General features: G+C 60.6%; 20 protein-coding genes. 9 read left to right on the top strand and 11 right to left on the bottom strand.

All coding sequences use genetic code 11. From position 1 onward, the window contains the following. Window positions 1-46 precede the first annotated feature (46 nt). Window positions 47-1,039 (top strand): NAD-dependent epimerase/dehydratase family protein, encoded by a 993-nt coding sequence (locus PKE98_RS10920; protein ID WP_271195320.1) that lies wholly within the window; start codon window positions 47-49, stop codon window positions 1,037-1,039. A gap of 3 nt (window positions 1,040-1,042) precedes the next feature. Here the strand turns inward: PKE98_RS10920 and PKE98_RS10915 are convergent, their stop codons facing one another. Then, window positions 1,043-1,315 (bottom strand): hypothetical protein, encoded by a 273-nt coding sequence (locus tag PKE98_RS10915; protein WP_271195319.1) that lies wholly within the window; start codon window positions 1,313-1,315, stop codon window positions 1,043-1,045. A 400-nt stretch (window positions 1,316-1,715) separates the two neighbouring features. Between PKE98_RS10915 and PKE98_RS10910 the strand changes: the two genes are divergently transcribed. Further along, window positions 1,716-2,549, top strand: a complete 834-nt coding sequence (locus PKE98_RS10910) for an ATPase (protein WP_271195318.1) — start codon at window positions 1,716-1,718, stop codon at window positions 2,547-2,549. Window positions 2,550-2,722: 173 nt separating this feature from the next. Here the strand turns inward: PKE98_RS10910 and PKE98_RS10905 are convergent, their stop codons facing one another. Genes PKE98_RS10905 through PKE98_RS10880 form a run of 6 tightly spaced genes read right to left on the bottom strand, consistent with a single transcriptional unit; the run spans window position 2,723 to window position 9,385 of the window. Continuing rightward, the gene (locus PKE98_RS10905; RefSeq protein ID WP_271195317.1) at window positions 2,723-3,145 is read right to left on the bottom strand and encodes a type IV pilin protein; all 423 of its coding nucleotides are present in this window, start codon (window positions 3,143-3,145) and stop codon (window positions 2,723-2,725) included. 2 nt (window positions 3,146-3,147) lie between these two features. Further along, window positions 3,148-7,041, bottom strand: a complete 3,894-nt coding sequence (locus PKE98_RS10900; RefSeq protein ID WP_271195316.1) for a pilus assembly protein — start codon at window positions 7,039-7,041, stop codon at window positions 3,148-3,150. After that, the gene (locus PKE98_RS10895; RefSeq protein WP_271195315.1) at window positions 7,038-7,607 is read right to left on the bottom strand and encodes a pilus assembly PilX family protein; all 570 of its coding nucleotides are present in this window, start codon (window positions 7,605-7,607) and stop codon (window positions 7,038-7,040) included. Before PKE98_RS10895 ends, PKE98_RS10900 begins: the two co-directional genes overlap by 4 nt. Beyond that, the gene (locus PKE98_RS10890) at window positions 7,604-8,317 is read right to left on the bottom strand and encodes a PilW family protein (protein ID WP_271195314.1); all 714 of its coding nucleotides are present in this window, start codon (window positions 8,315-8,317) and stop codon (window positions 7,604-7,606) included. Before PKE98_RS10890 ends, PKE98_RS10895 begins: the two co-directional genes overlap by 4 nt. Continuing rightward, the gene (pilV, locus tag PKE98_RS10885) at window positions 8,314-8,835 is read right to left on the bottom strand and encodes a type IV pilus modification protein PilV (RefSeq protein WP_271195313.1); all 522 of its coding nucleotides are present in this window, start codon (window positions 8,833-8,835) and stop codon (window positions 8,314-8,316) included. The genes PKE98_RS10890 and pilV overlap by 4 nt, the downstream gene beginning before the upstream one ends. A gap of 19 nt (window positions 8,836-8,854) precedes the next feature. Continuing rightward, window positions 8,855-9,385 carry a GspH/FimT family pseudopilin gene (locus PKE98_RS10880; protein ID WP_271195312.1) on the bottom strand — a complete coding sequence of 177 codons (531 nt, stop codon included), beginning with the start codon at window positions 9,383-9,385 and terminating at the stop codon, window positions 8,855-8,857. 108 nt (window positions 9,386-9,493) lie between these two features. Here PKE98_RS10880 and PKE98_RS10875 point away from each other — a divergent pair, with 108 nt between their 5' ends. Beyond that, window positions 9,494-9,763, top strand: a complete 270-nt coding sequence (locus PKE98_RS10875) for a hypothetical protein (protein WP_271195311.1) — start codon at window positions 9,494-9,496, stop codon at window positions 9,761-9,763. A gap of 71 nt (window positions 9,764-9,834) precedes the next feature. Here PKE98_RS10875 and leuA read toward each other — a convergent pair whose 3' ends face one another. The 4 genes from leuA to xseA all read right to left on the bottom strand — a co-directional run bounded on the left by leuA (window position 9,835) and on the right by xseA (window position 15,394). Further along, window positions 9,835-11,511 (bottom strand): 2-isopropylmalate synthase, encoded by a 1,677-nt coding sequence (gene leuA / locus PKE98_RS10870; protein ID WP_271195310.1) that lies wholly within the window; start codon window positions 11,509-11,511, stop codon window positions 9,835-9,837. Window positions 11,512-11,886: 375 nt separating this feature from the next. Continuing rightward, window positions 11,887-13,134 carry a mechanosensitive ion channel family protein gene (locus PKE98_RS10865; RefSeq protein ID WP_271195309.1) on the bottom strand — a complete coding sequence of 416 codons (1,248 nt, stop codon included), beginning with the start codon at window positions 13,132-13,134 and terminating at the stop codon, window positions 11,887-11,889. Window positions 13,135-13,156: 22 nt separating this feature from the next. Then, window positions 13,157-13,987 carry a peptidoglycan DD-metalloendopeptidase family protein gene (locus PKE98_RS10860; protein WP_271195308.1) on the bottom strand — a complete coding sequence of 277 codons (831 nt, stop codon included), beginning with the start codon at window positions 13,985-13,987 and terminating at the stop codon, window positions 13,157-13,159. Between the two features lie 27 nt (window positions 13,988-14,014). Beyond that, a complete protein-coding gene (gene xseA, locus PKE98_RS10855) occupies window positions 14,015-15,394 on the bottom strand; it encodes an exodeoxyribonuclease VII large subunit (RefSeq protein ID WP_271195527.1) in 1,380 nt (459 codons plus the stop codon). Between the two features lie 83 nt (window positions 15,395-15,477). On the opposite strand from xseA, the gene PKE98_RS10850 reads away from it, so the two are divergent. The 6 genes from PKE98_RS10850 to tadA all read left to right on the top strand — a co-directional run bounded on the left by PKE98_RS10850 (window position 15,478) and on the right by tadA (window position 24,052). Next, entirely contained in the window at window positions 15,478-16,032 is a 555-nt protein-coding gene (locus tag PKE98_RS10850) for a sugar ABC transporter ATPase (protein ID WP_271195307.1), read from the top strand. Window positions 16,033-16,270: 238 nt separating this feature from the next. Beyond that, window positions 16,271-17,740 carry an IMP dehydrogenase gene (gene guaB, locus PKE98_RS10845; RefSeq protein ID WP_271195306.1) on the top strand — a complete coding sequence of 490 codons (1,470 nt, stop codon included), beginning with the start codon at window positions 16,271-16,273 and terminating at the stop codon, window positions 17,738-17,740. 99 nt (window positions 17,741-17,839) lie between these two features. Further along, entirely contained in the window at window positions 17,840-19,417 is a 1,578-nt protein-coding gene (gene guaA / locus PKE98_RS10840) for a glutamine-hydrolyzing GMP synthase (protein ID WP_271195305.1), read from the top strand. Window positions 19,418-19,867: 450 nt separating this feature from the next. Next, a complete protein-coding gene (locus PKE98_RS10835) occupies window positions 19,868-21,949 on the top strand; it encodes a TonB-dependent siderophore receptor (protein ID WP_271195526.1) in 2,082 nt (693 codons plus the stop codon). Between the two features lie 231 nt (window positions 21,950-22,180). Further along, window positions 22,181-23,551, top strand: coding sequence for a multicopper oxidase family protein (locus PKE98_RS10830; RefSeq protein WP_271195304.1), 1,371 nt, complete (start codon window positions 22,181-22,183; stop codon window positions 23,549-23,551). 18 nt (window positions 23,552-23,569) lie between these two features. After that, the gene (tadA, locus tag PKE98_RS10825; protein WP_271195303.1) at window positions 23,570-24,052 is read left to right on the top strand and encodes a tRNA adenosine(34) deaminase TadA; all 483 of its coding nucleotides are present in this window, start codon (window positions 23,570-23,572) and stop codon (window positions 24,050-24,052) included. The last annotated feature ends 69 nt before the right edge of the window (window positions 24,053-24,121 follow it).

The following is a 24,121-nucleotide window of genomic DNA, read 5'->3' as shown; positions in this document are numbered from 1 at the left end:
GGCCTTGCTACAGTCACGCCCATTACAAAAACCATGGCGGTGAACGATGAAGATTCTGGTAACCGGGGCGAGTGGGTTTATTGGCGGGCGCTTTGCCCGGTTTGCGCTGGAGCAGGGCTTGGCCGTGCGCATCAATGGCCGCCGCCCGGAAGCGGTAGAGCACCTGATCAAGCGCGGCGCCGAATTCGTCCAGGGCGACCTCAGCGATCCCAGCCTGGTGCGCACCCTCTGCCATGACGTAGAAATGGTGGTGCATTGCGCCGGTGCCGTCGGTACCTGGGGCAAGCGTGAGCATTTCTACAACGGCAATGTGGTACTCACCCAGAACGTGATCGAAGCCTGCCTGAGCCAGAAGGTGCGGCGCCTGGTGCACCTGTCCTCACCCTCGGTGTATTTCGATGGCAAATCCCATATAGGCCTGCGTGAAGAACAGGTGCCGAAGAAGTTTGTCGACCATTACGGCGAAACCAAGTTTATCGCCGAGCAGGAAGTGCTGGCCGCGCAGGAGTTTGGTCTGGAAGTGATTGCCTTGCGCCCGCGCTTTGTCACCGGTGCGGGCGACACCAGCATCTTTCCACGACTGATAGAAATGCAGCGCAAAGGCCGGCTGGCTATCATCGGCAACGGCCTAAATCGCGTCGATTTCACCAGCATGCATAACCTCAACGAGGCGCTGTTCAGCAGCCTGCTCGCCGCCGGCACGGCCTTGGGCAAGGTGTACAACATCAGCAACGGTGCGCCGGTGCCGCTGTGGGACGTGGTCAATTACGTGCTGCGCCAACTCGACCTGCCGCCGGTCACCAAACACGTGCCCGTGGGCCTGGCGTACACCGCCGCAACGCTGAACGAAACGGTCTGCAAATTGCTGCCGGGGCGCCCCGAGCCGAGTCTGTTTCGCCTCGGTGTGGCGGTGATGTCCAAGGACTTCTCCCTGGATATCAGCCGCGCCCAGCGCGAACTCGACTATGCGCCGCAGGTGAGTGTCTGGACGGCGCTCGATGAGTTCTGCACGTGGTGGAAAGTGGTTGCAAACCGCTAGCTGTTAACCCCGTAGTGGGCCGGCATAACGCGTGTACTTTTCGATCAGCTCGGCTTCGCTGAGCTGTGGCGCCACCGGCGGTGCCATACGGATATGGGTCAGCTCGCTGAGCTTCAAGCCCATCTGGCGGGTGTCTTCCACGTCTGACGCCGCGCAGGCGATCAACATGTCCATCACGGCATTGGGCTGGCTGAGGCGGATATCCACCTCTTGCTCCTGGCGCAGACGGCGACGCAAGGTTTGCATGCAATCGAGTACAGACTTGGTCAGTTCCATTCGATTTCTCCCCGTGAACTCAAGTCGAAGCGAAGCTTGAGTACGAAAACCATCGCGCCCGGTCTGGCGCAGTTTTCTGGTCTGAATAACCTGGCTCTTTGGCCATCGCGTTCGCCGGCTAGGGCCGGTCTAGACGCCTTGTTACTCCCCGTAACGGTTAAAGCAATTGGCGTACCAGTTCACAAATGCAGGAACTGGGCGGCCTGCGGGCGGTCGATGGCTGTCTCGGGTGCTTTACACGCGCAACTGCGGTGCGTTATGCACCAATGCAGACAGTGTGAGAACCGAGCGCAGCAGGTTTCACACTGTCTGATTGGGTGCCGCCGCTGCGCTCGGTATACTGCGCCCCCGCTGCTCCTTATTTTGCGACCCCTTCACTGCGTGCCCTATAGGTTGAACCATGCGTAACGACGCCCTAGATGAACTCGATAACGTTCCCAGCCTGACCACTGACGCACGCGACCACGAATTCCCCGCCAGCCACCACGACCATGGCCACCATGCCCCGGCCGAGCGTGGCTACGCCACCGCACCGGTAAAAAAAGGCCCGAGCACCGCGCCGCTATGGACGCTGGTCGCCGCCTTGATGATCGCCTTCGGGGTGCTGGGCTGGTGGAGCCATCAACAGATCGACCTGATGAGTCAGCAACTGGTTGCCACCCAGGAAAGCTTCGCGCGCATCAGCGAAGATGCCGCCGGGCGCATTCAGGATATTTCCGGCAAGGTGGTGGCCACCGAGTCCAACGTCACCAGCGGCAGCGAAGCCCTGCGCTTGCAGGTAAAAAGCCTGGAAGCAAAAGTGGCGGACCTGACCAAACAACTGCAAACCCTGAGCAGCAAGCAAGCCGATCAGGGCAAGCGCGATGAGCAGCTGGCCGCCGACCTGAAAGCTCAGCAAGACGCCACCGGGCTCTTGGATAACAAACTCAAGACAGTAGCCAGCGACCAGGCCGCGCTCAAGGCCGCGCAGGGCGACAACAGCAAGATCGATGCGCAGTTGAAAAGCCTGGGCGCCGATATCGATGCGCTGAAAAAACAGGGCAACCCCAGCGTCGCCATCAGCCGTCTGGAACAGGACATGCTGGTACTCAAAAGTGAACAGGAAAACCGCCCGGCTGCTGCGGCCACCAACACCAGCGAGTTCGATGCCTTCCGTGCGCAGATGACGCGCAACATCAGCACCCTGCAAAGCCAGGTGCAGAATCTGCAGCAGCAGTTGAATGCGCGGCAGTAAGGGTTAGATGCCCAGCAAAAAGCCCCGCGATTGCGGGTCTTTTTTATTGGACGAAGCGAACCAATGCAACCGTAGGGCGAATATCGCCGCAGGCGATATCCGCCGTTACGATCCTCGTGAAGCCTGACGGCGGATATCCGTGTTGCGGATATTCGCCCTACGCCTACGCTGCTTTATTTCCAACACTCACTGCTATCGCTAGTCGTCCCGCTCACCGTTTTCTCGCCCAGCGCATTCAGCGTCATCACCGCGCATTCGCTGTCATTGGCCTGGTTGCCCAGCGGCGTGGCGCTGAGCAGGTAGCCGCCCTGGGTGTCGTCGCTGGTGCTGATGCTCAACTGATAAAAGCCGTTGTCGCTAAGCCCCGTGCTGCGGCGCAGGTTGAGGTTGGCCAGAGTGCTGGTGTAGGCATTGTTCTGCGCGTAGTAACGCTCCTCGCGCGCCGCCGCCTCGTTGAGCAAAGCTAGCGCCTCGCTGCGATGGGTGCGTGTGACATAGCGGGTGTAGCTGGGCAGGGCGATGGCGGTGATGATCGACAGAATCACTACGCTGATCATCAGTTCTATCAGGGTGAAGCCGGTTTGCCTGTGCTGCATATTCATTCCTGCAGGCGCACTTCGCGCCAGCTTTGACGTTCATTGGATTGGCCGCTGACACCCACGCCGCCGTCACTGCTATCGCTGTTGTGCAGGCTGATCTGGCCGTCGAGCGAGAGCACGCTGGCGCCGCCAATCAGCGAGTTGAGCTGGATACGCGAGTAGGTGGTGGTTTGCCCCAGCTCCAGGGTGGTCTCGGTGGAGGCGCCGCCGGTGTAAGGGTCGATCAGGGTCAGGTAGGTGGAAGCGCCGCTCTGGCACGGGTCGTCGTTGGGCGCCAGCGAGGTGATCAGCACGCTGCTGCTGACCGTCAGCGGTTTGTTCACCACCATTTCGCCGGTCAGCGGCAGGTTCAGGTACCAGCCGTAGGTTTTGATGCTGCCGTCGTTGTTGAACCAGCTCACGGCATTGCTGCTCAGGGTGTTGGCAGTGGTGGTGACGTTGCTGCCGCTGGTGGAGGTGTAGGTAATGGTGGTGTTGGCACCAAAGGTCTGCGCCTGCAGTTTGCTGCTGGTAAGCGTGGGCGTGCTGGTGGTGTATTCGCCGGCGGTCTGGGTGTCCCAGATGCCGTACACGCTCATGGCCTTGGTGGTGTCGGCTGCGGCATCGGCGGCCTCCATGTATTTGCCCGTGCCGAAGATCACCAGATGGCCAGTGCCGGATGGATGGGCAATCACGTAGGGGCTGGAGGTGATCGGCTGCGTGGTGTTGCTCGCGCCGGCCGTGCTGGTGGCAGCGGCGGTGTACAGCGGCGAGCCACCGAACGCTACGCGAAAGGTGCTGCTGATCGCTGAGTCGGTGAGGCTGCCACCGATGCTGATCAAGTCGAAGCGCCAGAGGTTGCCATGCAGGTCGCCGGCATAGACGTAGTCGGCAATCAGGTCACCATCAATATCCGCTACGTAGGGCGAGGACAGGCCATTGGCGCCGCTTGCGCTGTCCGTGGTGGTCAGTGCCTTGATCAGCGCGCCATCCTGGACGTTGATGACGTACAGCACGGCCTTGTCGTTGGTGCTGTTGACGCCGTTGGCGGCAATCACCGCCCAGTCGCCGCTGTGCAGGCGCGCGATCACCGGCTTGGCGTAGGTGTAGCCCAGTTCGGCATAGGCGCTGTCGCTGTAACTCTTTTCCCAGAGCAGTTTGATGTTGGCCGGGTCGGTGATATCCAGGGCAAACAAGGCGCGCCCGCCGCCGCGCAGGGTGCCCACCAATACCGTGTGCCAGGCATTGCTGAAGTACACGTCGGCCACCGTCGGTGTGCCGTCTACATAGTATTGGTGGGCGCTGCTGGTGTAGTCGGGGTCCATCAGCTTGTAGAGGTTGCTGATCACGCTGCTGGGGATAAAGGCGAAGGTCTCTTTGCCGGCATCATCGAAGGCATGCAGCATGCCGTCGTTGGCGCCGACGTACACCCGCGTCCCTCGGCTGGCCCATTCGGCTTTGAAGTCGGTATACGAACTGTCGCCGACCAGGGCATTCATCTTCGCCGCCGGGCTGCTGGGAGTGGTCACCAGTACCGGCGTCGAGTCGACGATGTCACCGAGAATGTGGCTGCGGCTGCGCAGCAGGGTGCTTTCATTGCTGCGATCACCGCGCAGCCAGCTCACGCGTTTGCTGCCGTTGCTGTCGACGGTGCTATCCAGCGCTTTGTTCAGGGTGGTCTGTTGCGCGCCGCTGAGGTTGGCCCAGGTGAAACTCTGCAGACCGCTGCTGGCGGTACCGCCGGCGATATAGACCGGGCGGCTGGAATACGCGGTGTTGCCGGTGGGGTACTGGGTGTCCAGCAGGGTCTGCGCATTCCAGGCTTCGGTGGCGCTGCTGGTGGTGCGTTCATATTTGATCAGGGTGCCGCTCCAGTCTTCGCTGGAAAAGCTGGGGATATAGGTATTGGCCGAGCTGTAGTCGCTGTCTGTCAGGGGCGAGCTGATCGCCTGGCTGGCGCTGGCGGTGCTGGTTTCGTTGATGCGGGTAACGATATTTTTCAAGGCGCTGAGCAGGCTGTCCGGGCTATCGGCGCTGAAGAATTCGCCGCGCGAGTTGATTGCGGCATGCCACAGGTCGTAGACGTTATTCGAGCTGTTGGGCGAGGCGGCAGGCCAGGTCTTGGTTTTCGCCACCAATGCGCTGTAGTCGCCGGAATAGGTGTCGCCGCCCCACGCGGGATCAGTGAGCGTTTTGGTCAGCCCCAGACCGACGAAGTAGCTGACCATATGCTGCCAGGTAGCAGGGTCGTTTTTCGGGTTCCAGTATTGGCCGCTGCCGCTTTCCTTGGTGTAGGTCGGAACGTTGTTATCGACGTCTTTCTGCGCATCTGTCATCCAGTATTTGAACGTCAAGTCCGCAAGGGTATTGCTGGTGCTGTCCATAAACGGCGCCAAGGGTTTGTAGGTGCCATCGTCGGGAAGCGCTCGTTCCGTGTTGTCGTAGTCACCATGGCTGCCGACGGTGTTCCAGATACCGTCCGTCATCGTGATGCTGTAGCTGGCGCGGCAGGAGTAAATCGGCTTTTCGGTACTGCCCACTACTTTGGCGTAGGGGCCGTTCGCCCCGGTTGATGTCAGCAGTGTGCCTACACGGTCGATTGCGGCCAGCAGTGGAGTGCTCTGGTTGTAGTAGATGTCGCTGAGCCAGGCGAAAAACTGCGCCCGGTGGCTGCCCGAGAAGTCGCGCAAGCGATTGTCGTAGTACGAGGTGGAGCTGTTCGTCAAACCACGGCAGTTGCTGGTGGTGAGGTAGGAGGTGCTGGTGATGCAGGTGTCGCTGGTACCCAATGCCTGCCAGCTCAAGCGGGTAGCGGAACTCAGCTCGGAAAAGGCCAGGTTGGCGGCCGATTGGGTGGCCAGTTCGCGGTTGCGGTAGAAGCTGTACCAGTTGGCGAAGTTCTGACGCTCGTCGGTACCGCCGGTGCCGGAGGAGGCGCTGACAGTGACGAGTTTGTAGCAGTTGTCATCGTCAATACTGGCCGTGCAGCCTGAGAGTGCACTGTTGTACAGGTAGTAGTAAGCCGGTACGGCGCTGGTGGTTTTGTCGGCCATCGCCGACACGGTAGTTGTGGTGGTCGGAGTGACCGTTGTCGTGACCTTTACGGTGTATTTCTTGGTGCCGCTTGTGCTCGTCTGAGTGCAGGTGATGCTGCTGTAGCTGGTGACGGTGTTGACGTAACTTGAGGTGGTCACGCTCGCGCCGGTGCTGACGTTGGTGCCAGTGGTAGTAGTGGTGCTGCTTTTGGAGCTGGTGCTGGGAATCGACGCCGGGCAACTAGTGACGTTGGTGCTATAGGTCACGTTGCTGGTGGTAGTCGCGGTGCCCGCCGTGTTGGTGGTTTTGGCAGTGGTGGCTGCAAAATCCGAGGTCGGGTTGGCCGCCAAGTAATACACGATGCCGGTGGTGTCGTACTTGATGGAACTGCTGTAAGAAAAATTGCTGGCCGTGCTCGTGCCGCGGCTGGTGTCGTAGTCCCAGGCGACCATGTAGCCGGTGGCCAAGTTGTGGCTGCCTAGGGTGCTTTTGAAACCGTTGACGTACGCGGCGGTGAAGCTGGTCGTCAGCGGCGTGGACGTCACCGTTGCGTCGTTGTAGCTGACTGCGTAAGGCGGGGTGTAGGTGACGGTCGGGTTGTAATACAGCGGGTTGAAGGTCGCGGATTTGGCGCGGCGACTGGTACGAATAGCTGTGGCGTCCGTGCTATTGACCGGGCTGAGCGTGTCCGGTGCAAATGCCCAGCGCATGCTCTGCGAATTATCGATGGTCACCATGATATTTGGTGCCACGCCTTCGGTTAAAAACAGCGGCACCTGGCTGAGGTTCAAACCGGTCGCCGCCGCCGGGCTCACGTGCAAGGCGGCGAGCAGCAGCAGCGAGGAAAACAGCGAGCGCGGAGGGTGGCGAGAAGTCATTGCACGGTAATCCTGTAAACACTCTGGCGGACAACGGGAAAGCGCTTGCCGTCGGCCCGGGCGGCCGCGCTGACGCGGTAGAAGTAGGTGCCTTTGCCCTGTTGCAGGGTTTCCAGGTCGGTGGTGGACGTGCCGATATAGGCAGTGTTCCAGCGCGGCGTGTTGGTAAAGCTGGCGTCGCTGTTCGAGCCCAGGTAGTCAGTGGCGTAGGTGGCGGCGGTCCACCAGTCGGTGCCGGCCACGCTGCTGTCGGCATAGCGGTCACTGGCCAGGATGCAGAGGTTTTTCACCGTGGCTGCCAGGGCGCCAATGCTGGCGGTGCAATCGGTGGAGCCCAGGCTGCTGACGCCGGTATTGGCCAGTGCCTGCAAACGCCGTTCGCCCTCGCGTAACGCCGACTCGGCGGCATTGGCGGCGTGCTGGCGTTCGGCGACGGTGCCGCTCAGGCGATTCTGCAGGGTGCTGTCGCGCAGGCTCGAAGTGGCCAGCAACGTAATCAGCAGGAGCATTACCAGGGCGACCAGCAAAGCCGCCCCGTGTTGTTTGTGGGGGAGGGCGGGGGTCATGGCATCAGGTTCCTCAGGGCGACGCTGCCCTGGCTGATTTGGTACAGGTACTGATCGCTGTTGCGGGTTTTGCCGCTAACGCTTTTCCATTGATCGAGCACGCTGGTGGCCACGCCGTCGCGCAGGCTTGCACTGCTCGACAGCAGGGCGGCGTAGCGCACGCCCTGGGCCGAAGCACTGCTGTCAGGCAGCGCAAAAAACATGAAGTCGGCCAGGCCATCGGCCAAGGTGGTGCTCACCCCGCCGACCGAACAGGTGAGGCTGCCCGCCCCGGCGCTGGTGCTGCTGACAAAGTCGATACGGCTCAGCACGTCCTGGCCTTTGCTGATCTTGTTACCCAGGCAATCGACATCGGCGCCGTCCGCCGAGCCCTGGTAGCGGTAGCACACGCCGGTGTTGTCTGTGCTCAGCAACAGGGTCTGGCCGGCGCTGAAGGCCGGGCAACCATTGCTGCTGGCCAGTGCCGGAAACGCGCTGGCAAGGCTCGTGGTCAGCAACGGCGTGGCGCGGTAACCGGTGCGCGCCAGTTGATGTTCCAGCAGCATCTGAATCACCCGGCCCTGGCCTTGGTTGCTGCTCTGGCTTTGCTGGAATTGGTAGGAACGCTGGTTATCGATATAGACCTGCGTGGCGCCGAGGATCAGGAACGAGCTAATCAACATGGCGATCATCAGCTCGATCAACGACAGGCCTTGCTGGGCGTTTTTCATAGCTCGGCTCGCAGGCGGTAGTAGCAGATGTTGTCGGTGCAATCGCCGCTCTTGTCTTGCCAGGCCAGCTGGATCATCACCACCGAGCTTGGGCCGCTGCTGCAGCTGTTTTCCTTGCTGCTCGGGCAGATGGTGAAGTTGCTTTTCAGCAGCCCGCTGGTGACCGGCAGCAAGCTCTGCACTTCCTGCAGCCAGCAGCCGAAGTCCTGGCTGGCAACCGTGGCGCCGCCGCCACTGCGGTCCAGGCTGGCGCAGTTGGCTACGCTGGTGCTGGAAAACTCACTACCGGCGGCCTTGTAGTAGCTGGAGGCGGTGCTGAACAGGTTGTTGGTGAGTGTGGCGTCGGGGTTGCTGCGCATCATCTCGACCAGATCCTGGGCCAGCATTATTGCTGTGCTGCGCTGATTGGCACTTTGCGACAGCTGCAAACCACGACCTTGCAGCGACACCATGCCCAGCAGGCCGATACACAGCACCAGCAGCGCAATCAGTACTTCGATCAGACTGAAGCCGGCCATGGCGGATAAGCCGCGCGCGTTATTCGCTGGCGGTGGGGCGGGAGATCTGGCCACTGGCAAGTACCTTGATTGTGCGGGTGGTCACCGAGCTGTCGTTGGCATAGCTCACGGTGAAGGTAGGCGGGCTACTGAGCGCGCCGTTGTTGCAGGTGGTGGCGGCGATAAAGCCGGGGCAGAACGTGAGGGTCGTCAACGAGCTGCTGGCACTGGCGTCGCCAAAGCTGCCCTTGGCGTAGTGGCGCAGGGTTTGTGTACCGGCTTTCACATAGGTATCGCCAGCCCAGGCGTCTTGCGCGCTGACGCTCACGGTTACGCCGCGGCCGCGGCTAAGCGCTTCGCTGCGGGCGTACTGCAACACCGAGTAGAGTTCGTTGGCGGCGGCCAGCGCTCGATTGCTGTGGGTGGTGTGGTAGAAGTTGGGCACGGCAATGGCCGCAAAAATGCCCAGTAGCGTCACCACTATCAGTAGCTCCACCAGGGTAAATGCAGCCTGGCGTCCAGCGTGGTACGGGTAAATTGCGGCAACGGGAACAGCAGCCAATACAGACATAGGCTTCGCGCAGTTAGGAAATTGAGGCCGAAGTTTGCGCAGGCTTTGTGTTGTCAGGATTTCTTTGGGTATCCACTGTGTCCCCACGTTGTGTGGGAGGCGATACAAATGGCGACCAAAGACATTAGCGATTGGCAGGTGTGCGCGGCGGTATATGACATGCGCCAGCGTCAACTCAATGGCGAACCGTCTGCCCTGGCCGGGCAGGTGGTTATCGAGATTTTGCAGGCCACCAGCGGCGCGCCGAAGAAGGTGTGTGAACGGGCGCTCGAACGGGCGTTTCGGCACGGCCTGGTGGAGACCGGTATGTGGTTCCACGGCGGCTGGTTAACCCATGACGGTATCCTGCTGCTGTACCTCAACGATGGGCAACATTGAGGTTTAGCTCGTGAGAAAACGAAAAGGGGCGCCCGTTTCCGGGCGCCCCTTTTGCGGTGTAGCGGTTTGCGTTATGCCGCCTGAGTGTTTTCCTCGGCCTGTTTCAGCGCGCGGTTAAGGGCGCTGAACAGGGCGCGGAAGCTGGCGGTGGTGATGTTTTCATCAATGCCCACGCCAAACACCGGACGTCCGCCGTTCAGGCGCACTTCGATATAGGCAGCTGCCTTGGCGTTGGCGCCGGCGCCGATAGCGTGTTCGTGGTAGTCAATGATTTCCAGGTTCTGCGGCAAGGCTGCGACCAAGGCCTCCAGCGGGCCCTTGCCAGTGCCGTGTTTGCGGCGCAGCTCGCCACTGACGGTGACGTCGATATCCACGTTGCAGATGCCGTTCTCTTCCTGCAGGCGATGGCTTTTCAGCGCATACGGGCTGCTGGCTTGCAGATACTCGTTCTGCAACAGGCTGTAGATTTGCTCGGCGGTCATTTCCAGGCCCAGGCGATCGGTTTCTTTCTGCACAACCTGGCTGAATTCGATCTGCATACGACGCGGCAAGCTGATGCCGTATTCCTGTTCCAGCAGGAACGTGATGCCGCCTTTGCCCGACTGGCTGTTGACGCGAATTACCGCCTCGTAGCTGCGGCCGATATCGGCCGGGTCAATCGGCAGGTATGGCACTTCCCAGACGCCATCGGCTTTCTGCTGGGTAAAGCCTTTGCGGATGGCATCCTGGTGCGAGCCGGAGAATGCGGTGTGAACCAGGTCGCCCACATAGGGGTGACGCGGGTGCACCGGCAGCTGGTTGCAGTCTTCCACCACCTTGCGCACGGTATCGATGTCGGAGAAATCCAATTGCGGATCGATGCCTTGTGTGTACAGGTTCAGCGCCACGGTCACCAGGCAGACGTTGCCGGTGCGCTCGCCGTTGCCAAACAGGCAGCCCTCCACGCGGTCGGCACCAGCCATCAGGCCCAGCTCGGTGGCGGCAACGCCGGTGCCACGGTCGTTGTGGGTGTGCAGGCTGATGATCACGCTGTCACGGCGATCAACGTGACGACCGAACCATTCGATCTGGTCGGCGTAGTTGTTCGGCGTGGCGTTTTCGATGGTGGCCGGCAGATTGAGAATCAGCGGCTTGGCTGGAGTTGGCTGGAACACGGCGATAACCGCGTTGCACACCTCCACCGAGAAATCGATCTCGGTGGAGCTGAATACTTCCGGCGAGTACTCGAAACCCCATTGGGTTTCTGGCGCGGCTTCGGCCAGGCGCTTGATGATCTGACCGGCCTGCACGGCGATTTCTTTTACGCCGTTCTTGTCCTGGTTGAACACAATGCGGCGAAAGCTCGGGGCGCAGGCATTGTAGTAGTGAACGATGGCTTTCTTGGCGCCTTTGAGCGATTCGAAGGTGCGCTCGATGAGGTCTTCACGGGCCTGAGTCAGCACCTGAATGGTGACGTCATCGGGGATATGGCCGCCTTCGATCAATTCACGCACGAAGTCGAAGTCGGTTTGCGAAGCGGACGGAAAGCCCACTTCGATTTCCTTCAAACCCACGGCCAGCAGGGTTTTGAAGAAACGCATTTTTTTCTCGGCATCCATCGGCTCGATGAGCGACTGGTTGCCATCACGCAGGTCGGTGCTCAGCCAGATCGGGGCTTTGTCGATCACCTTGCTCGGCCAGGTGCGGTCGGGAATGTTGATCGGGGTGAAGGCGCGGTATTTGTTCGACGGATCTTTGAGCATGCTCATGGCAAATTCCTTTACGTAGCGTGGCCAGATAAGGGTGGCCGACCGGTGATAACTGCGTGCAATTAAGTGTAGCGGGGCGAGGTGAGCAGTCAGCTTTGCAGTCGCGGGCTGACCAGGCACAGGCAGGCGTGTTGCCGCAGCAGAATAAGGGTGTGGGGTGTTTTCATGCGGTTAACCCTATTCACTTGAGCTGAATATGGCAAGGCATGCGCAAAATTTGGTGATTCGTAGCGCGCAGCCTGGTTTGCGGAGAAAAATTTGTCTGGAATTTGCGCAAAGCTCCCAAATATTGCGCGATGTATGTAGGGCGAATACCGCTTTGGCGGTATCCGCCGCAGCGATATACGGCAAATCGGCGAGCCGGCGGATATCGCCCTACGGCGCTTCTCGATTGGCCAGGGCAGCGCGCATGTCCGCCCCGCTCGGGTGCTGGAATACGCGTAAACCGAACTCCGGCAGAATCGCCAGCATATGGTCGAAGATATCGCCCTGAATGGCTTCATACGGCACCCATGCCGTGGTGTTGGTAAAACAATAGAGTTCAATCGGTAGGCCGTCGGCCAGCGGGCTTAGCTGGCGCACCAGCAGCGTCATGTCCTGGCGAATGCCCTGGTGCTGACGCAGGTAGTTTTCCACGTAGGCGCGGAAGGTGCCGATGTTGGTCACTCGCCGAGTATTCACCGCTACCCGCAAGGGCTCTTCCAACTGGCTATTCCAGCTCATCAATTCGCTTTCTTTGCTCTTCAGGTACGGCGCCAGCAGTTTGAACTGGCGCAGGTGCTCGATTTCCTCAGGGCTTAGAAAGTGAACGCTGTTCTGATCCAGGTGCAGGCTGCGCTTGATGCGTCGCCCACCGGCTTCCTGCATGCCCCGCCAATTTTTGAACGAGTCGGTGATAAAGCGCTTGGTGGGAATGGTGGTGATGGTCTTGTCCCAGTTCTGCACCTTGATGGTGTGCAGGGCGATATCGATCACGTCGCCGTCGGCATTGAGTTGCGGCATTTCAATCCAGTCACCGACGCGCACGATGTCGTTCGAAGAGATCTGCACGCTGGCCACGAGTGACAGCAGGGTGTCCTGAAAAATCAGAATCAGCACGGCGGCCATGGCGCCCAGGCCGGAGAGCAGAATAAGCGGCGAGCGGTCCACCAGCACGGCGATCATCAACACCGTGGCAACGACATAGATGGCGATTTTGACGACTTGGAAGTAACCCTTGAGCGGCCGCAGATGGGCATCTGGGCGGCGTTCATACAATGAGTTGGCCAGGGTCAGCGCGCCGCTTACGGCCAGGGCGATGGTCAGTACGATAAAGGCGCCGCAGACATTGCGCGTCACCGTGATCAAGGCGTGGGGCAGGTCGGGAATCAGCTCCACGCCATTGGCCAGAATCAGCGCCGGCACCACATTGGCCAGGCGGGCAATGATGTGGGAGCGCGCCAGCGCCTTGTCCTGGCCCAGGTGGGTGGCGCGCAGCAGGCGATAGAAGCCGCGAATCAACACGCGCTTGATCAGCCAGTTGGCCAGCCAGGCGGCAAACAGCAGCAGAATCAGAGCCACCAGACTGTACAGATAAGGGAAGCGTTCCAGCCAGTGCACGGTGTCTTCGTAGTGCTGTTCCATGGTCATTCTCGTCCTGGTCTAACTACGGCTCAAAGGCTCCGATAAAAATCGCCGGGTCCACGCGCACATCATTCAAGCTGATATTCCAGTGCATGTGCGGCCCTGTGGCGCGGCCGGTGGAACCGACCTTACCGACCACTGCGCCACGGGCCAACTGCTGGCCGAGCTTCACATCGATTTTCGACATATGGCAGAACATGCTGATAAAGCCTTGGCCGTGGTCGACGAACACGGTGTTGCCGTTGAAAAAATAATTGCCGATGAGGATGACCTTACCCGCCGCCGGCGTCTTGATCGGGGTGCCGGCGCCGACGGCAAAGTCCAGGCCCGAGTGCGGGTTGCGTTCTTCACCATTAAAGAAACGGCGTACGCCAAAGCGGCTCGACAGCGGACCGTTGACCGGTTTGTCCAACAGCAGGTTGCTCGGCGTGCCAGGGCTGAAGCGCTGATAGGCACGCGTCTGTTCGGCCAGTTCCTTTTCGATGCGCTTGAGGTCGGCGGGGTTGGGGTTGACCTGGCGCTGATTCTTCAAGGTGATGCGCTGCTCGGCGTAGCGTTTGCTGCCAACGTTGAAGCTGAGGGTGCGAATGCCGCTGGCGTCTGTGGCGACGATGTTCTGCGGGCCGGCCTTGCTGGTCAGCGGCACCCCGACAATCGCCAGCCAGCGCTGCCCCTGTTCATGGACCACCAAAACGGGCTTGCCCTGATAGGTAGCGGTGGGTGTGCCGGTGCCGGCGCCGAGGTCGATGACCGCCACGCCGCCGGGTACCGGCTTGTTCAGCAACCGGCTGATATAGCTGTCGGCGTGGGCGGGTAGGGCGAGGCAAAACAGACAGAACAGCAGAAGGCGCATGGGCAAGCCTGTATAAAAGGTGGAAAGTCAGTCCAGAAGCGACAGGGTGACCGGCGTCAGGTGGTTATCTTCCACTCGCACCTCCAGCTCGCCTTCGCCCAGGCGCGCTTTCAGGCGCTGGCCGGGTTTGGTCTGCGCGGCGTTGCGAATGGCCTGGCCTTTGTCGTCGAGCAGAATGCTGTAGCCGCGGCCAAGGGTGGCCAGCGGGCTGATGGCGTTCAGTGTTTGTGCTTGGCTTTGCAATTGCTGGCGGCGATCTTTCAGCGCCTCGCGCATGGCCCGCGGCAAGCGCTCGCTCAGGCCTTCCAGTCGCTGGCGCAGCAAGGCCAGGGCGCGGCCGGGGTGCTGCGCAGCCAGGCGCATATCCAGACGGGCCACGCGGTCCTGACGTTGTTGCAGGTTGCGCTCGAAGGCGCGGCGCAGGCGCATGTCCAGGTCGTCCAGGCGTTGTGCTTGCTGGCGCAGACGTTCGCCGGGGTGGCGCAGGCGACGGCTGATGCCGTCCAGGCGCAGGCGCTCGCGCTCGATGCGGTTGTGCATGCGCATTACCAATCGGCGGTGCAGGCTGTTCAGGCGCTGCACCAGCTCGTTGGCATCCGGGGCCAGCAGTTCGGCAGCGGCGGAGGGCGTGGGCGCGCGCACGTCGGCGACAAAGTCGCTGATCGACACATCGGTTTCATGGCCGACGGCACTGATGATCGGCGTCTGGCAGGCGGCGATGGCACGCGCGACCTGCTCCTCGTTAAAGCACCAGAGGTCTTCCAGCGAGCCGCCGCCACGGGCCAGGATCAATGCGTCGAAGCCTTGCCGGTCGGCGATCTGCAGGGCGCGAACAATCTGCCCCGTGGCCTCTCGGCCCTGCACGGCAGTGGGGATCAGGGTCAGCTGGATCTGCGGCGCGCGGCGGCGGAAGACACTGATGATGTCGCGAATCACCGCGCCGGTGGGCGAGCTGACAATGCCGATGCGCTGCGGGTGCGCCGGCAGGACGACTTTGTTTTCGGCGGCGAACAACCCTTCACCGCTGAGCTTTTCTTTCAGCGCCTCGAAGGCCAGGCGCAGGGCGCCATCACCGGCTGGCTCCACGCTGTCGAGAATCAGCTGGTAGTCGCCACGCCCTTCGAACAACGACACCTTGCCGCGCACCTTCACCGCCAAGCCGTCGCGCAGCGCCTGGCGCACGCGGGCGGCGTTCTGCCGGAACAGAGCGCAGCGCACCTGGGCATTGCTGTCTTTGAGGGTGAAATACACATGGCCAGAGGCGGGCTTGGCCAGGTTGGAGATTTCGCCTTCCACCCAGATATTGCTGAACACATCTTCCAACAGCACGCGGGCGCGGCCGTTGAGCTGGCTGACGGTAAGCACTTCGCGGTCGAGGCCGAGGCGTTGGAACGGGTCTTTGATCATGGCGGGCATGATAGAGGCTTACGCGCCGCGAGCCAAAGGCGCTGCCTGTTAAACTGCGCGCTGTTTTGATTTCGGGGCCGACCATGGCTGAGCAACAACTGATTCTGGTGCCGCAGATATCCACCTTTCCCAACCACGAGGCGCGGGCGCGGCTGATGCTGCGCTGGCTGGTGCAGCGCAATATCGTGGCGGCGGACCTCAGCACCTGTGGCCGCACTGGCAATCGCATGGCTTGTGCCATTGCCGACGGCGCCAAGCGCATTGCCTTGCACCCGCACAAGCTTCCCTTTGGCCGGCCGGTGAACGGGCTGGAAGTGGTGACCAAGCGCTGCATCTATACACCGACGAAAAACTTCCTCGAAGAAGCCGGCTGCCCCAAGTGCCGCAAGGAAGTGGGCGAGGCGCTGTTCGACAGCCTGGAAGAGTGGACGCCCAAGGTCAGCGACAACTTCACCTGCCCGCTGTGCGGGTTTGAAGATGACATCAACGGCTTTCTGTTTTTGCAGCCATGCGGGTTTTCCAACCTGGGCTTTATCTTCAATAACTGGGGCGAGGCGGGGTTTGTGCCTTCCTTTATAGAAGAGTTTGGTGAGCGGCTGGGGTATGGGGTTCGGCAGGTGGTGGTGGATTGTCACTAACTCCACGGTCAATCCCCTCTCCCTCTGGGAGAGGGCTAGGGTGAGGGGCTCTTGGCTTTTGATCGGCGTGGCGCCCGGCCCTCACCCCCGGCCCCTCTCCCGCCCGCGGGAGAGGGGGGAAGAGCCGATGAGTTTGGTTTGAAACGCCTGCTTCATCTAATTAACCTTTTGCATTGAGCCAAGGTGCCCGCGTGGGTATAATGGCGCGCTTCCATTTTCCCGTCCGGGAGCCCCCGCCATGCTGCGTATCAGTCAAGAAGCTCTAACCTTCGACGACGTCCTTCTTATTCCAGGTTATTCCGAAGTTCTGCCCAAAGACGTCAGCCTCAAAACTCGACTGACCCGTGGTATTGAACTGAACATCCCGCTGATTTCTGCAGCGATGGATACCGTGACCGAGTCCCGTCTGGCCATCGCGATGGCTCAGGAAGGCGGAATCGGCATCATCCACAAGAACATGACCATCGAGCAGCAAGCTGCCGAAGTGCGCAAAGTTAAGCGCTTCGAGAGCGGCGTGGTGAAAGACCCGATCACCATCGAAGCCGACGCCACCGTGCGCGATCTGTTCGAACTGACCCGTCAGAACAACATCTCCGGCGTACCCGTGCTGCACAACGGCGACCTGGTCGGCATCGTCACTTCCCGTGACGTACGCTTTGAAAGCCGTCTGGATGCCAAAGTCCGCGACGTAATGACGCCCAAAGAGCGTCTGGTCACCGTGCGTGAAGGCGCCGACAAGCAAGAAGCCCGCGAGCTGCTGCACAAGAACCGCATCGAGCGCGTGCTGATCGTCGACGAAGCCTTCAACCTCAAAGGCATGATGACCGTCAACGATATCGAAAAAGCCAAGGCTTACCCGTTCGCCAGCAAGGACGACCAAGGTCGTCTGCGCGTTGGCGCCGCCGTAGGTACCGGCGCCGATACCGGCGACCGCGTGACCGCACTGGTTGCTGCCGGAGTTGACGTGGTGGTGGTCGACACCGCCCATGGTCACTCCAAAGGCGTGATCGACCGCGTGCGTTGGGTTAAGCAGAACTTCCCGCAGGTGCAGGTTATCGGCGGCAACATCGCCACCGGCGCTGCCGCCAAGGCCCTGGCGGAAGCCGGCGCTGATGCGGTGAAAGTCGGTATAGGCCCAGGCTCGATCTGCACCACGCGTATCGTGGCCGGTGTGGGTGTGCCGCAAATTTCTGCGGTTTCCAACGTGGCCGCTGCCCTTGAAGGCACGGGTGTACCGTTGATTGCCGATGGCGGCATCCGCTTCTCCGGTGACCTGTCCAAGGCCATCGTTGCCGGCGCTTCGTGCGTGATGATGGGTTCGATGTTTGCCGGTACCGAAGAAGCACCGGGCGAAGTCGAGCTGTTCCAGGGCCGTTCCTACAAGGCCTACCGTGGCATGGGCTCGCTGGGCGCCATGGCACAGACCCAAGGCTCCTCCGACCGCTACTTCCAGGATTCGGCCGCCGGCGCCGAGAAATTGGTACCTGAAGGCATCGAGGGCCGCGTGCCGTACAAAGGGCCACTGGCTGCGATCATCCATCAACTGATGGGCGGCCTGCGTGCCTCCATGGGCTACACCGGTTGCGCCACCATCGAGCAGATGCGTACCGAGCCCGAGTTCGTGCGGATCACCGGTGCGGGCATGGCGGAGTCGCACGTGCACGACGTGCAGATCACCAAAGAAGCGCCAAACTACCGCGTAGGTTGAGCCTTCAAGCAAATCGTTAAGCAACCGGGGCTGTTTTATTCAGCCCCGAGTTGTTTCTGAATCACGACTGTTACTGATTGACTTAGACGAGACTGAATCATGGCCCTCGATATTCACGCTCACCGCATCCTGATCCTCGACTTCGGTTCCCAGTACACCCAACTGATCGCCCGCCGCGTGCGCGAGATCGGTGTGTACTGCGAGCTGCATCCGTTCGACATGGACGATGAAGCGATTCGCGAATTTGCGCCCAAGGGCGTGATTCTCGCTGGCGGCCCCGAGTCGGTTCACGTGGCCGACAGTCCGCGTTGCCCGCAGGCGGTGTTTGATCTGGGCGTGCCGGTCTTCGGTATCTGCTACGGCATGCAAACCATGGCCGAGCAACTGGGCGGCAAGGTAGAAGGCTCCGAGCTGCGTGAATTCGGTTACGCCCGTGTGGATGTGGTCGGCAAAAGCCGCCTGCTCGATGGCATCGAAGACCACGTCGACGCTGACGGCCTGTTCGGTCTCGACGTGTGGATGAGCCACGGTGACAAGGTCACCAAGATGCCTGAAGACTTCCACATTCTGGCCAGCACCCCGAGCTGCCCGATTGCCGGCATGTTCAACGACGACCGTCGTTACTACGGCGTGCAGTTCCACCCCGAGGTGACCCACACCAAGCAGGGCGGTCGCATTCTGTCGCGCTTTATCCTCGACATCTGCGGCTGCGAAGCACTGTGGACCCCGTCGAAAATCGCCGAAGACGCCATTGCCCAGGTTCGTGCACAAGTCGGTACCGACAACGTGCTGCTGGGTCTGTCCGGCGGTGTGGATTCGTCCGTAGTTGCCGCGCTGCTGCACAAAGCCATCGGCGACCAGCTGACCTGCGTCTTCGTCGACAACGGCCTGCTGCGCTTGCACGAAGGCGAGCAAGTGATGGCCATGTTCGCCGAGAACATGGGCGTCAAAGTGATTCGCGCCAACGCCGAGGAGCAGTTCCTCAATAACCTGGCCGGCGAAGCCGACCCGGAGAAAAAACGCAAAATCATCGGCCGCACCTTTATTGACGTGTTCGATGCCGAGTCTTGCAAGCTGGACAACATCAAGTACCTGGCACAGGGCACCATCTATCCGGACGTGATCGAGTCGGCTGGCGCCAAGAGCGGCAAAGCCCACGTCATCAAGTCGCACCACAACGTGGGCGGCCTGCCGGAAGAGATGAACCTGAAACTGGTCGAGCCGCTGCGCGAACTGTTTAAGGATGAAGTGCGTCGCCTGGGCCTTGAGCTGGGCCTGCCGTACGACATGGTTTACCGCCACCCATTCCCCGGCCCGGGCCTGGGCGTGCGCATTCTCGGTGAAGTGAAAAAGGAATACGCCGACCTGCTGCGTCGCGCCGACCATATCTTTATTGAAGAGCTGCGCAAGGCCGACTGGTACCACAAAGTCAGCCAGGCGTTCGTGGTGTTCCAGCCGGTGAAATCGGTAGGCGTGGTCGGTGATGGCCGTCGTTACGCCTGGGTTGTGGCCCTGCGTGCCGTGGAAACCATCGACTTTATGACTGCCCGTTGGGCGCATCTGCCGTATGAGCTGCTGGAAACCGTCAGCGGCCGGATCATCAACGAGATCGAAGGTATCTCGCGCGTGACTTACGATGTGAGCAGCAAGCCGCCAGCGACCATTGAGTGGGAGTGAGTCGTTCGCAGGACGGCTTTCTGGTCGTCGGCCATGCTGTGTTGCGTCCTCGCTTTTAATGCTCACGTACTCAAGTACGCTGCGCTTAGAAGCTGCGGGGCGCCTTGCCTGGCCTTAGCCCAGAAACTCTCTTCCTGAGTTGCCCGTTCCATGTGAAGACGAAAAAAGCCCGCCTAGCAGCGGGCTTTTTTTTGGGCGCGTGACTGTGGTGAATAGGCCAAGTTCCGTCACCACCGAAAATATTTTATGTTGTGTTTGCGAATCTTTATCGTTTTAGCTCCGTTTTAGAATATAGTTCACGCCGAAATTTTGAGTGGTCTCGTCTCCTTGGCGAGTCCTGGGGCTCTAGCGGCGAACGCTATTGAATGATCAAGGATCGCAAGCATGCAGAAAAATAAAACCGGGTTTATCAATGCGCGTTCAGCCAAGCAGCGTGCCGCTGCTGCGGTAATGCTCTGTGTGCCCTTGGCCGGTCAGCCGCTGCTGGCGCAGGCAGAGGAGGCCGCCAAGACCGAGGAAGAGGCTTATCGCCTGGCGCCTATCATCATCAATGCCAACGCTGACACCAACGGCGACGCCAGTTCCGTCGTGGCTGAAGAGCTCTGGGTTGGCGGCAAGGTTGCCACCAGCATCCAGAACACCCCGGCTTCCGTCTCCGTCATTACTCAGAAAGAACTGGAACAGCGCAGCGTCAACACCACGGAAGAAGCCCTGCAATACACCCCGGGCGTGATCACTGACTACTACGGTACCGATGACCGCAACGACTACTTCCAGATCCGCGGCTTTCAAGCCACCACTTACCGCGACGGCCTGACCCTGGGTTCCATGCGTGGCGTGCGCGAGGAGCCCTTCGCCTATGAGCGCATCGAGGTTATCCGCGGCGCCAACTCCACCCTGTTTGGCCCGGCAGATGCGGGCGGCTCGGTGAACTTCGTGAGTAAGCAGCCGCGTTTCGAGCAGTTTGGCCAAGGCTATGCAACCTATGGTTCCTTCGACCACAAAGAAGTCGGCCTCGACGTGGGCGATGCCCTCAACGACAGCAAGACCGTGGCTGGCCGGCTCACCGCCAAGCGCCAGGACAGCGACCGCGAGTACGATCACTCGCAGGACGACAACCAGTTCGTGATGGGCGGCCTGACTTGGGCACCGACCGAGCTGACCTCGGCCACCGTGATTCTGGATTACCTGAAAACCGAAAGTACGCCCAACAGCGGCGGTTACCCACTGGACAAGGAATACGACCGCGACGAGTTCTACGGTGAGCCGAGCTACAACTTCCATGATGTAGAGCGCACCAACATCAGCGGCAACTTCACCCACGACTTCGACAACGGTTTTGTGGTGCGCAGCAACCTGCGTTACAGCGAACTGACTGACGACTTCGGTTACGTATTCCTCTACGACACCCCCGGGCGCGTAGGCACCTCGGTACCGCGCTACAAGTTTGGCACCGACACTGACGGCCACCAGACCAACGGCAACGTGATGCTGCAGTACGATCACCGTTTCGAGAACATCGACAGCAGCACCCTGGTGGGCGCGGAGTATCTGGACTCGTCGACTGACGCCGTCAGCGTTTACGACCTTGCCAGCTCCATCGATATTGCCAACCCGGTGCATACCGGTGTTGCCAAAAGCCTCGTGCCTTATCTGACGCAAAAAGACGACGCGACAACTAAATCGCTGTTCCTCCAGCAGAACCTGTCGTTCTACGAGCGTTTTATCCTGACCGGCGGCGTGCGTCGCGACTTCATGGATCTGTCCACCAAGGGTGTCAACCTTTACACCGGCGCCTTTGATGAAGACGACGACATTTCCAAGACTTCGTACCGCGCTGCGTTGACCTATATCGTTTCCGACGAAGTATCGACCTACGTCAGTATGGTGGAGTCGGTGTCGCCGCCTGAAGTGGGCGTTGATCCGGAGACAGGCAAACAGTACGAACTGGGTGTGAAGTACTCGCCCATGGGCATGAAGGCACTGTTCTCGGCAGCCGTGTATGAGCTGAACCAGGACAACGTCTCCACCGCAGTTGTGCAGGACAGCGGCATTATTGAGCAGCAAACCGTGGGTGAGTCGCGTGCACGCGGTCTCGACCTCGAAGCCAAGGCCGAAGTGACCGAAAACGTGAGTGTGGTCGGCGGCTATTCCTATCTGGACTCGGAAGTGACGCGCGGTTCATTGAGCGACGACGGCGTTACCACGTACTCGATCAAGGGCAATCGCCTGGCTACTGCGCCGAAGCATTCCGCGTCGCTGTGGACCTACTACAACGTGCCCGGCACAGATGTGAGCGTTGGCCTCGGCGCCCGTTACATCGGTTCGTACTACTACTCGACCAAAAACGACGGGGAGAGCGACGACGCCACGCTTTACGATGCCGCGCTCAACTACAAACTGTACAAAGGCACCGACCTGGCGCTGAACGTCAGTAACCTGTTCGATGAGCAGCACGTCGTCGGTTCCGGTACTTCGGACTACTACAACCCAGGCCGCGAAATCACCGCCAAGGTGAGCTACAACTGGTAAGCCGGCGCCTGGCCATTCTGGCCATCGCCTACTGACAAAAGCCCGCCTGCTCCAGGCGGGCTTTTGCGCATTCACGGCAGGCCGAATTTGATCAGAGGCATGCAAGCCGCGCCGGCCTTCGGTCATAATGCGCGCCGACCGTTTACCGCAGAGCCAGTCCGCCAGAGACCGGCCACTACCTGATTCCTGATGGGCCAGCGAAGTCCCTTATTTATAAAGGTGTCTGTACCCATGTCATTTACACGTCGACAAATTCTCGGTGGCTTGCTCGGTTTGACCGCAGCGGGCTTTGGTGCCGGAGGAGTTCGTTATTGGCTTGGACGGCCATTGGGCAGCACAACCCATGATTACGAGTTGATTGCCGCACCCATGGACCTGGAGCTGGTGGCCGGGCACAAAACCCCGGCCTGGGCCTACAACGGTTCGGCGCCCGGTGTGGAACTGCGCAGCCGCCAAGGCGAGTGGCTGCGGGTGCGCTTTATCAACAAACTCAGCGAGCCCACCACCATTCACTGGCACGGCATCCGCTTGCCGCTGGAAATGGACGGCGTGCCCTATGTGTCGCAATTGCCGGTGCTGCCTGGCGAGTATTTCGACTATCAGTTCAAGACGCCGGACGCCGGCAACTACTGGTACCACCCGCACGTATTGAGCAGCCAGCAATTGGGCCACGGCCTCGTCGGCCCGCTGGTGGTGGAAGAGCGCGAGCCGACTGGCTTCAAGCACGAGCGCTCGCTCAGTCTGAAAACCTGGCATATCGATGCCGAGGGCGCATTTACCCCGTTCAGCATTCCCCGTGAAGCGGCGCGTGGCGGCACTGCCGGCAGCTACTCAACGATCAATGCCGAGCACTTGCCGACCATCGACTTGCCGGCCGGGCAGATCGTGCGGCTGCGCATTTTCAACCTCGACAACACCGTGACCTACCGCCTCAACCTGCCGGGCGCCGATGCGCGTTTATATGCGTTGGACGGCAATCCGATCGAGCCACGACCGTTCGGCAAGGAATACTGGATTGGGCCGGGCATGCGTTTGTGCCTGGCGATCAAGGTGCCGGAGGCGGGCGTGGAGTTGCCGCTGCGCAATGGGCCGGTGCGGCTGGCAACCTTCCGTTCGGTGCCCAGCGAAGCAGCAGTGGACGAAGCGTGGCCGCCGCAGATTCCGGCCAACCCGATCCCCGAACCAGACCTGCAGAACGCCGAGGTTTTGGACTTCAAATTCGAGTGGGTGGGTGCTGTTTCGGTGACCACCAATGGCCGCGCGCCGGCCTTCTGGCAAATCAACGGCAAGGCCTGGGACATCAACGACAAAACCTGCGCCGACCGGCCCATCGCCAAAATGAAACTGGGGCAGAGTTATATCCTCGAATTTCGCAACATGGCTCAGTACCAGCACCCGATTCACTTGCACGGCATGAGCTTCAAGGTGCTTAGTTCGGACCGCAAGAAAATCATCCCGTACTTCACCGACACCTACCTGCTGGGCAAGAACGAGAATGCGCGGGTGGCATTGGTGGCCGATAACCCGGGTGTGTGGATGTTTCACTGCCACGTGATCGACCATATGGAAACCGGCTTGATGGCATCCATCCTGGTCGAATAGAAAGTGGCTGAGTAAGAAATGAGAAAACCGCAGATCATCGACCGCAGCCAGGACGCGCACTTTATGCGCGAAGCCCTGGCACTTGCCTCACACGGCGCGAGCCTGGGTGAGGTGCCGGTGGGTGCGGTGCTGGTGCAGAACGGCGAAGTGATCGGGCGCGGTTTCAACTGCCCGATCACCACCTTTGACCCCAGCGCCCATGCCGAGATGGTCGCCATCCGCGCCGCCGCCGCTGCGGTGGAAAATTACCGGTTACCCGGTAGCACGCTCTACGTGACACTTGAACCGTGCAGCATGTGCGCCGGTTTGCTGGTGCATGCGCGGGTGAACCGCGTGGTGTTCGGCGCCACCGAACCCAAGGCCGGCATCGTGCAGAGTCGCGGCAAGTTCTTCGATCAGATCTTTCTTAACCACCGGGTGCTGGTGGAGGGCGGGGTATTGGCGGAGGAATGTAGCGCGGTGCTGAGCGAGTTTTTCAAGCAGCGCCGGGCCAAAACGTAGGTGCGCCGCCATTCCCGCGCAGGCGGGAACCCAGACTCTTCGTCACAACATACATTCTGGATCCGCGCC

This window comes from Pseudomonas turukhanskensis (assembly GCF_027922365.1).
GTDB lineage: Bacteria > Pseudomonadota > Gammaproteobacteria > Pseudomonadales > Pseudomonadaceae > Aquipseudomonas > Aquipseudomonas turukhanskensis.
This window is presented reverse-complemented; position numbering and strand designations above follow the sequence as displayed.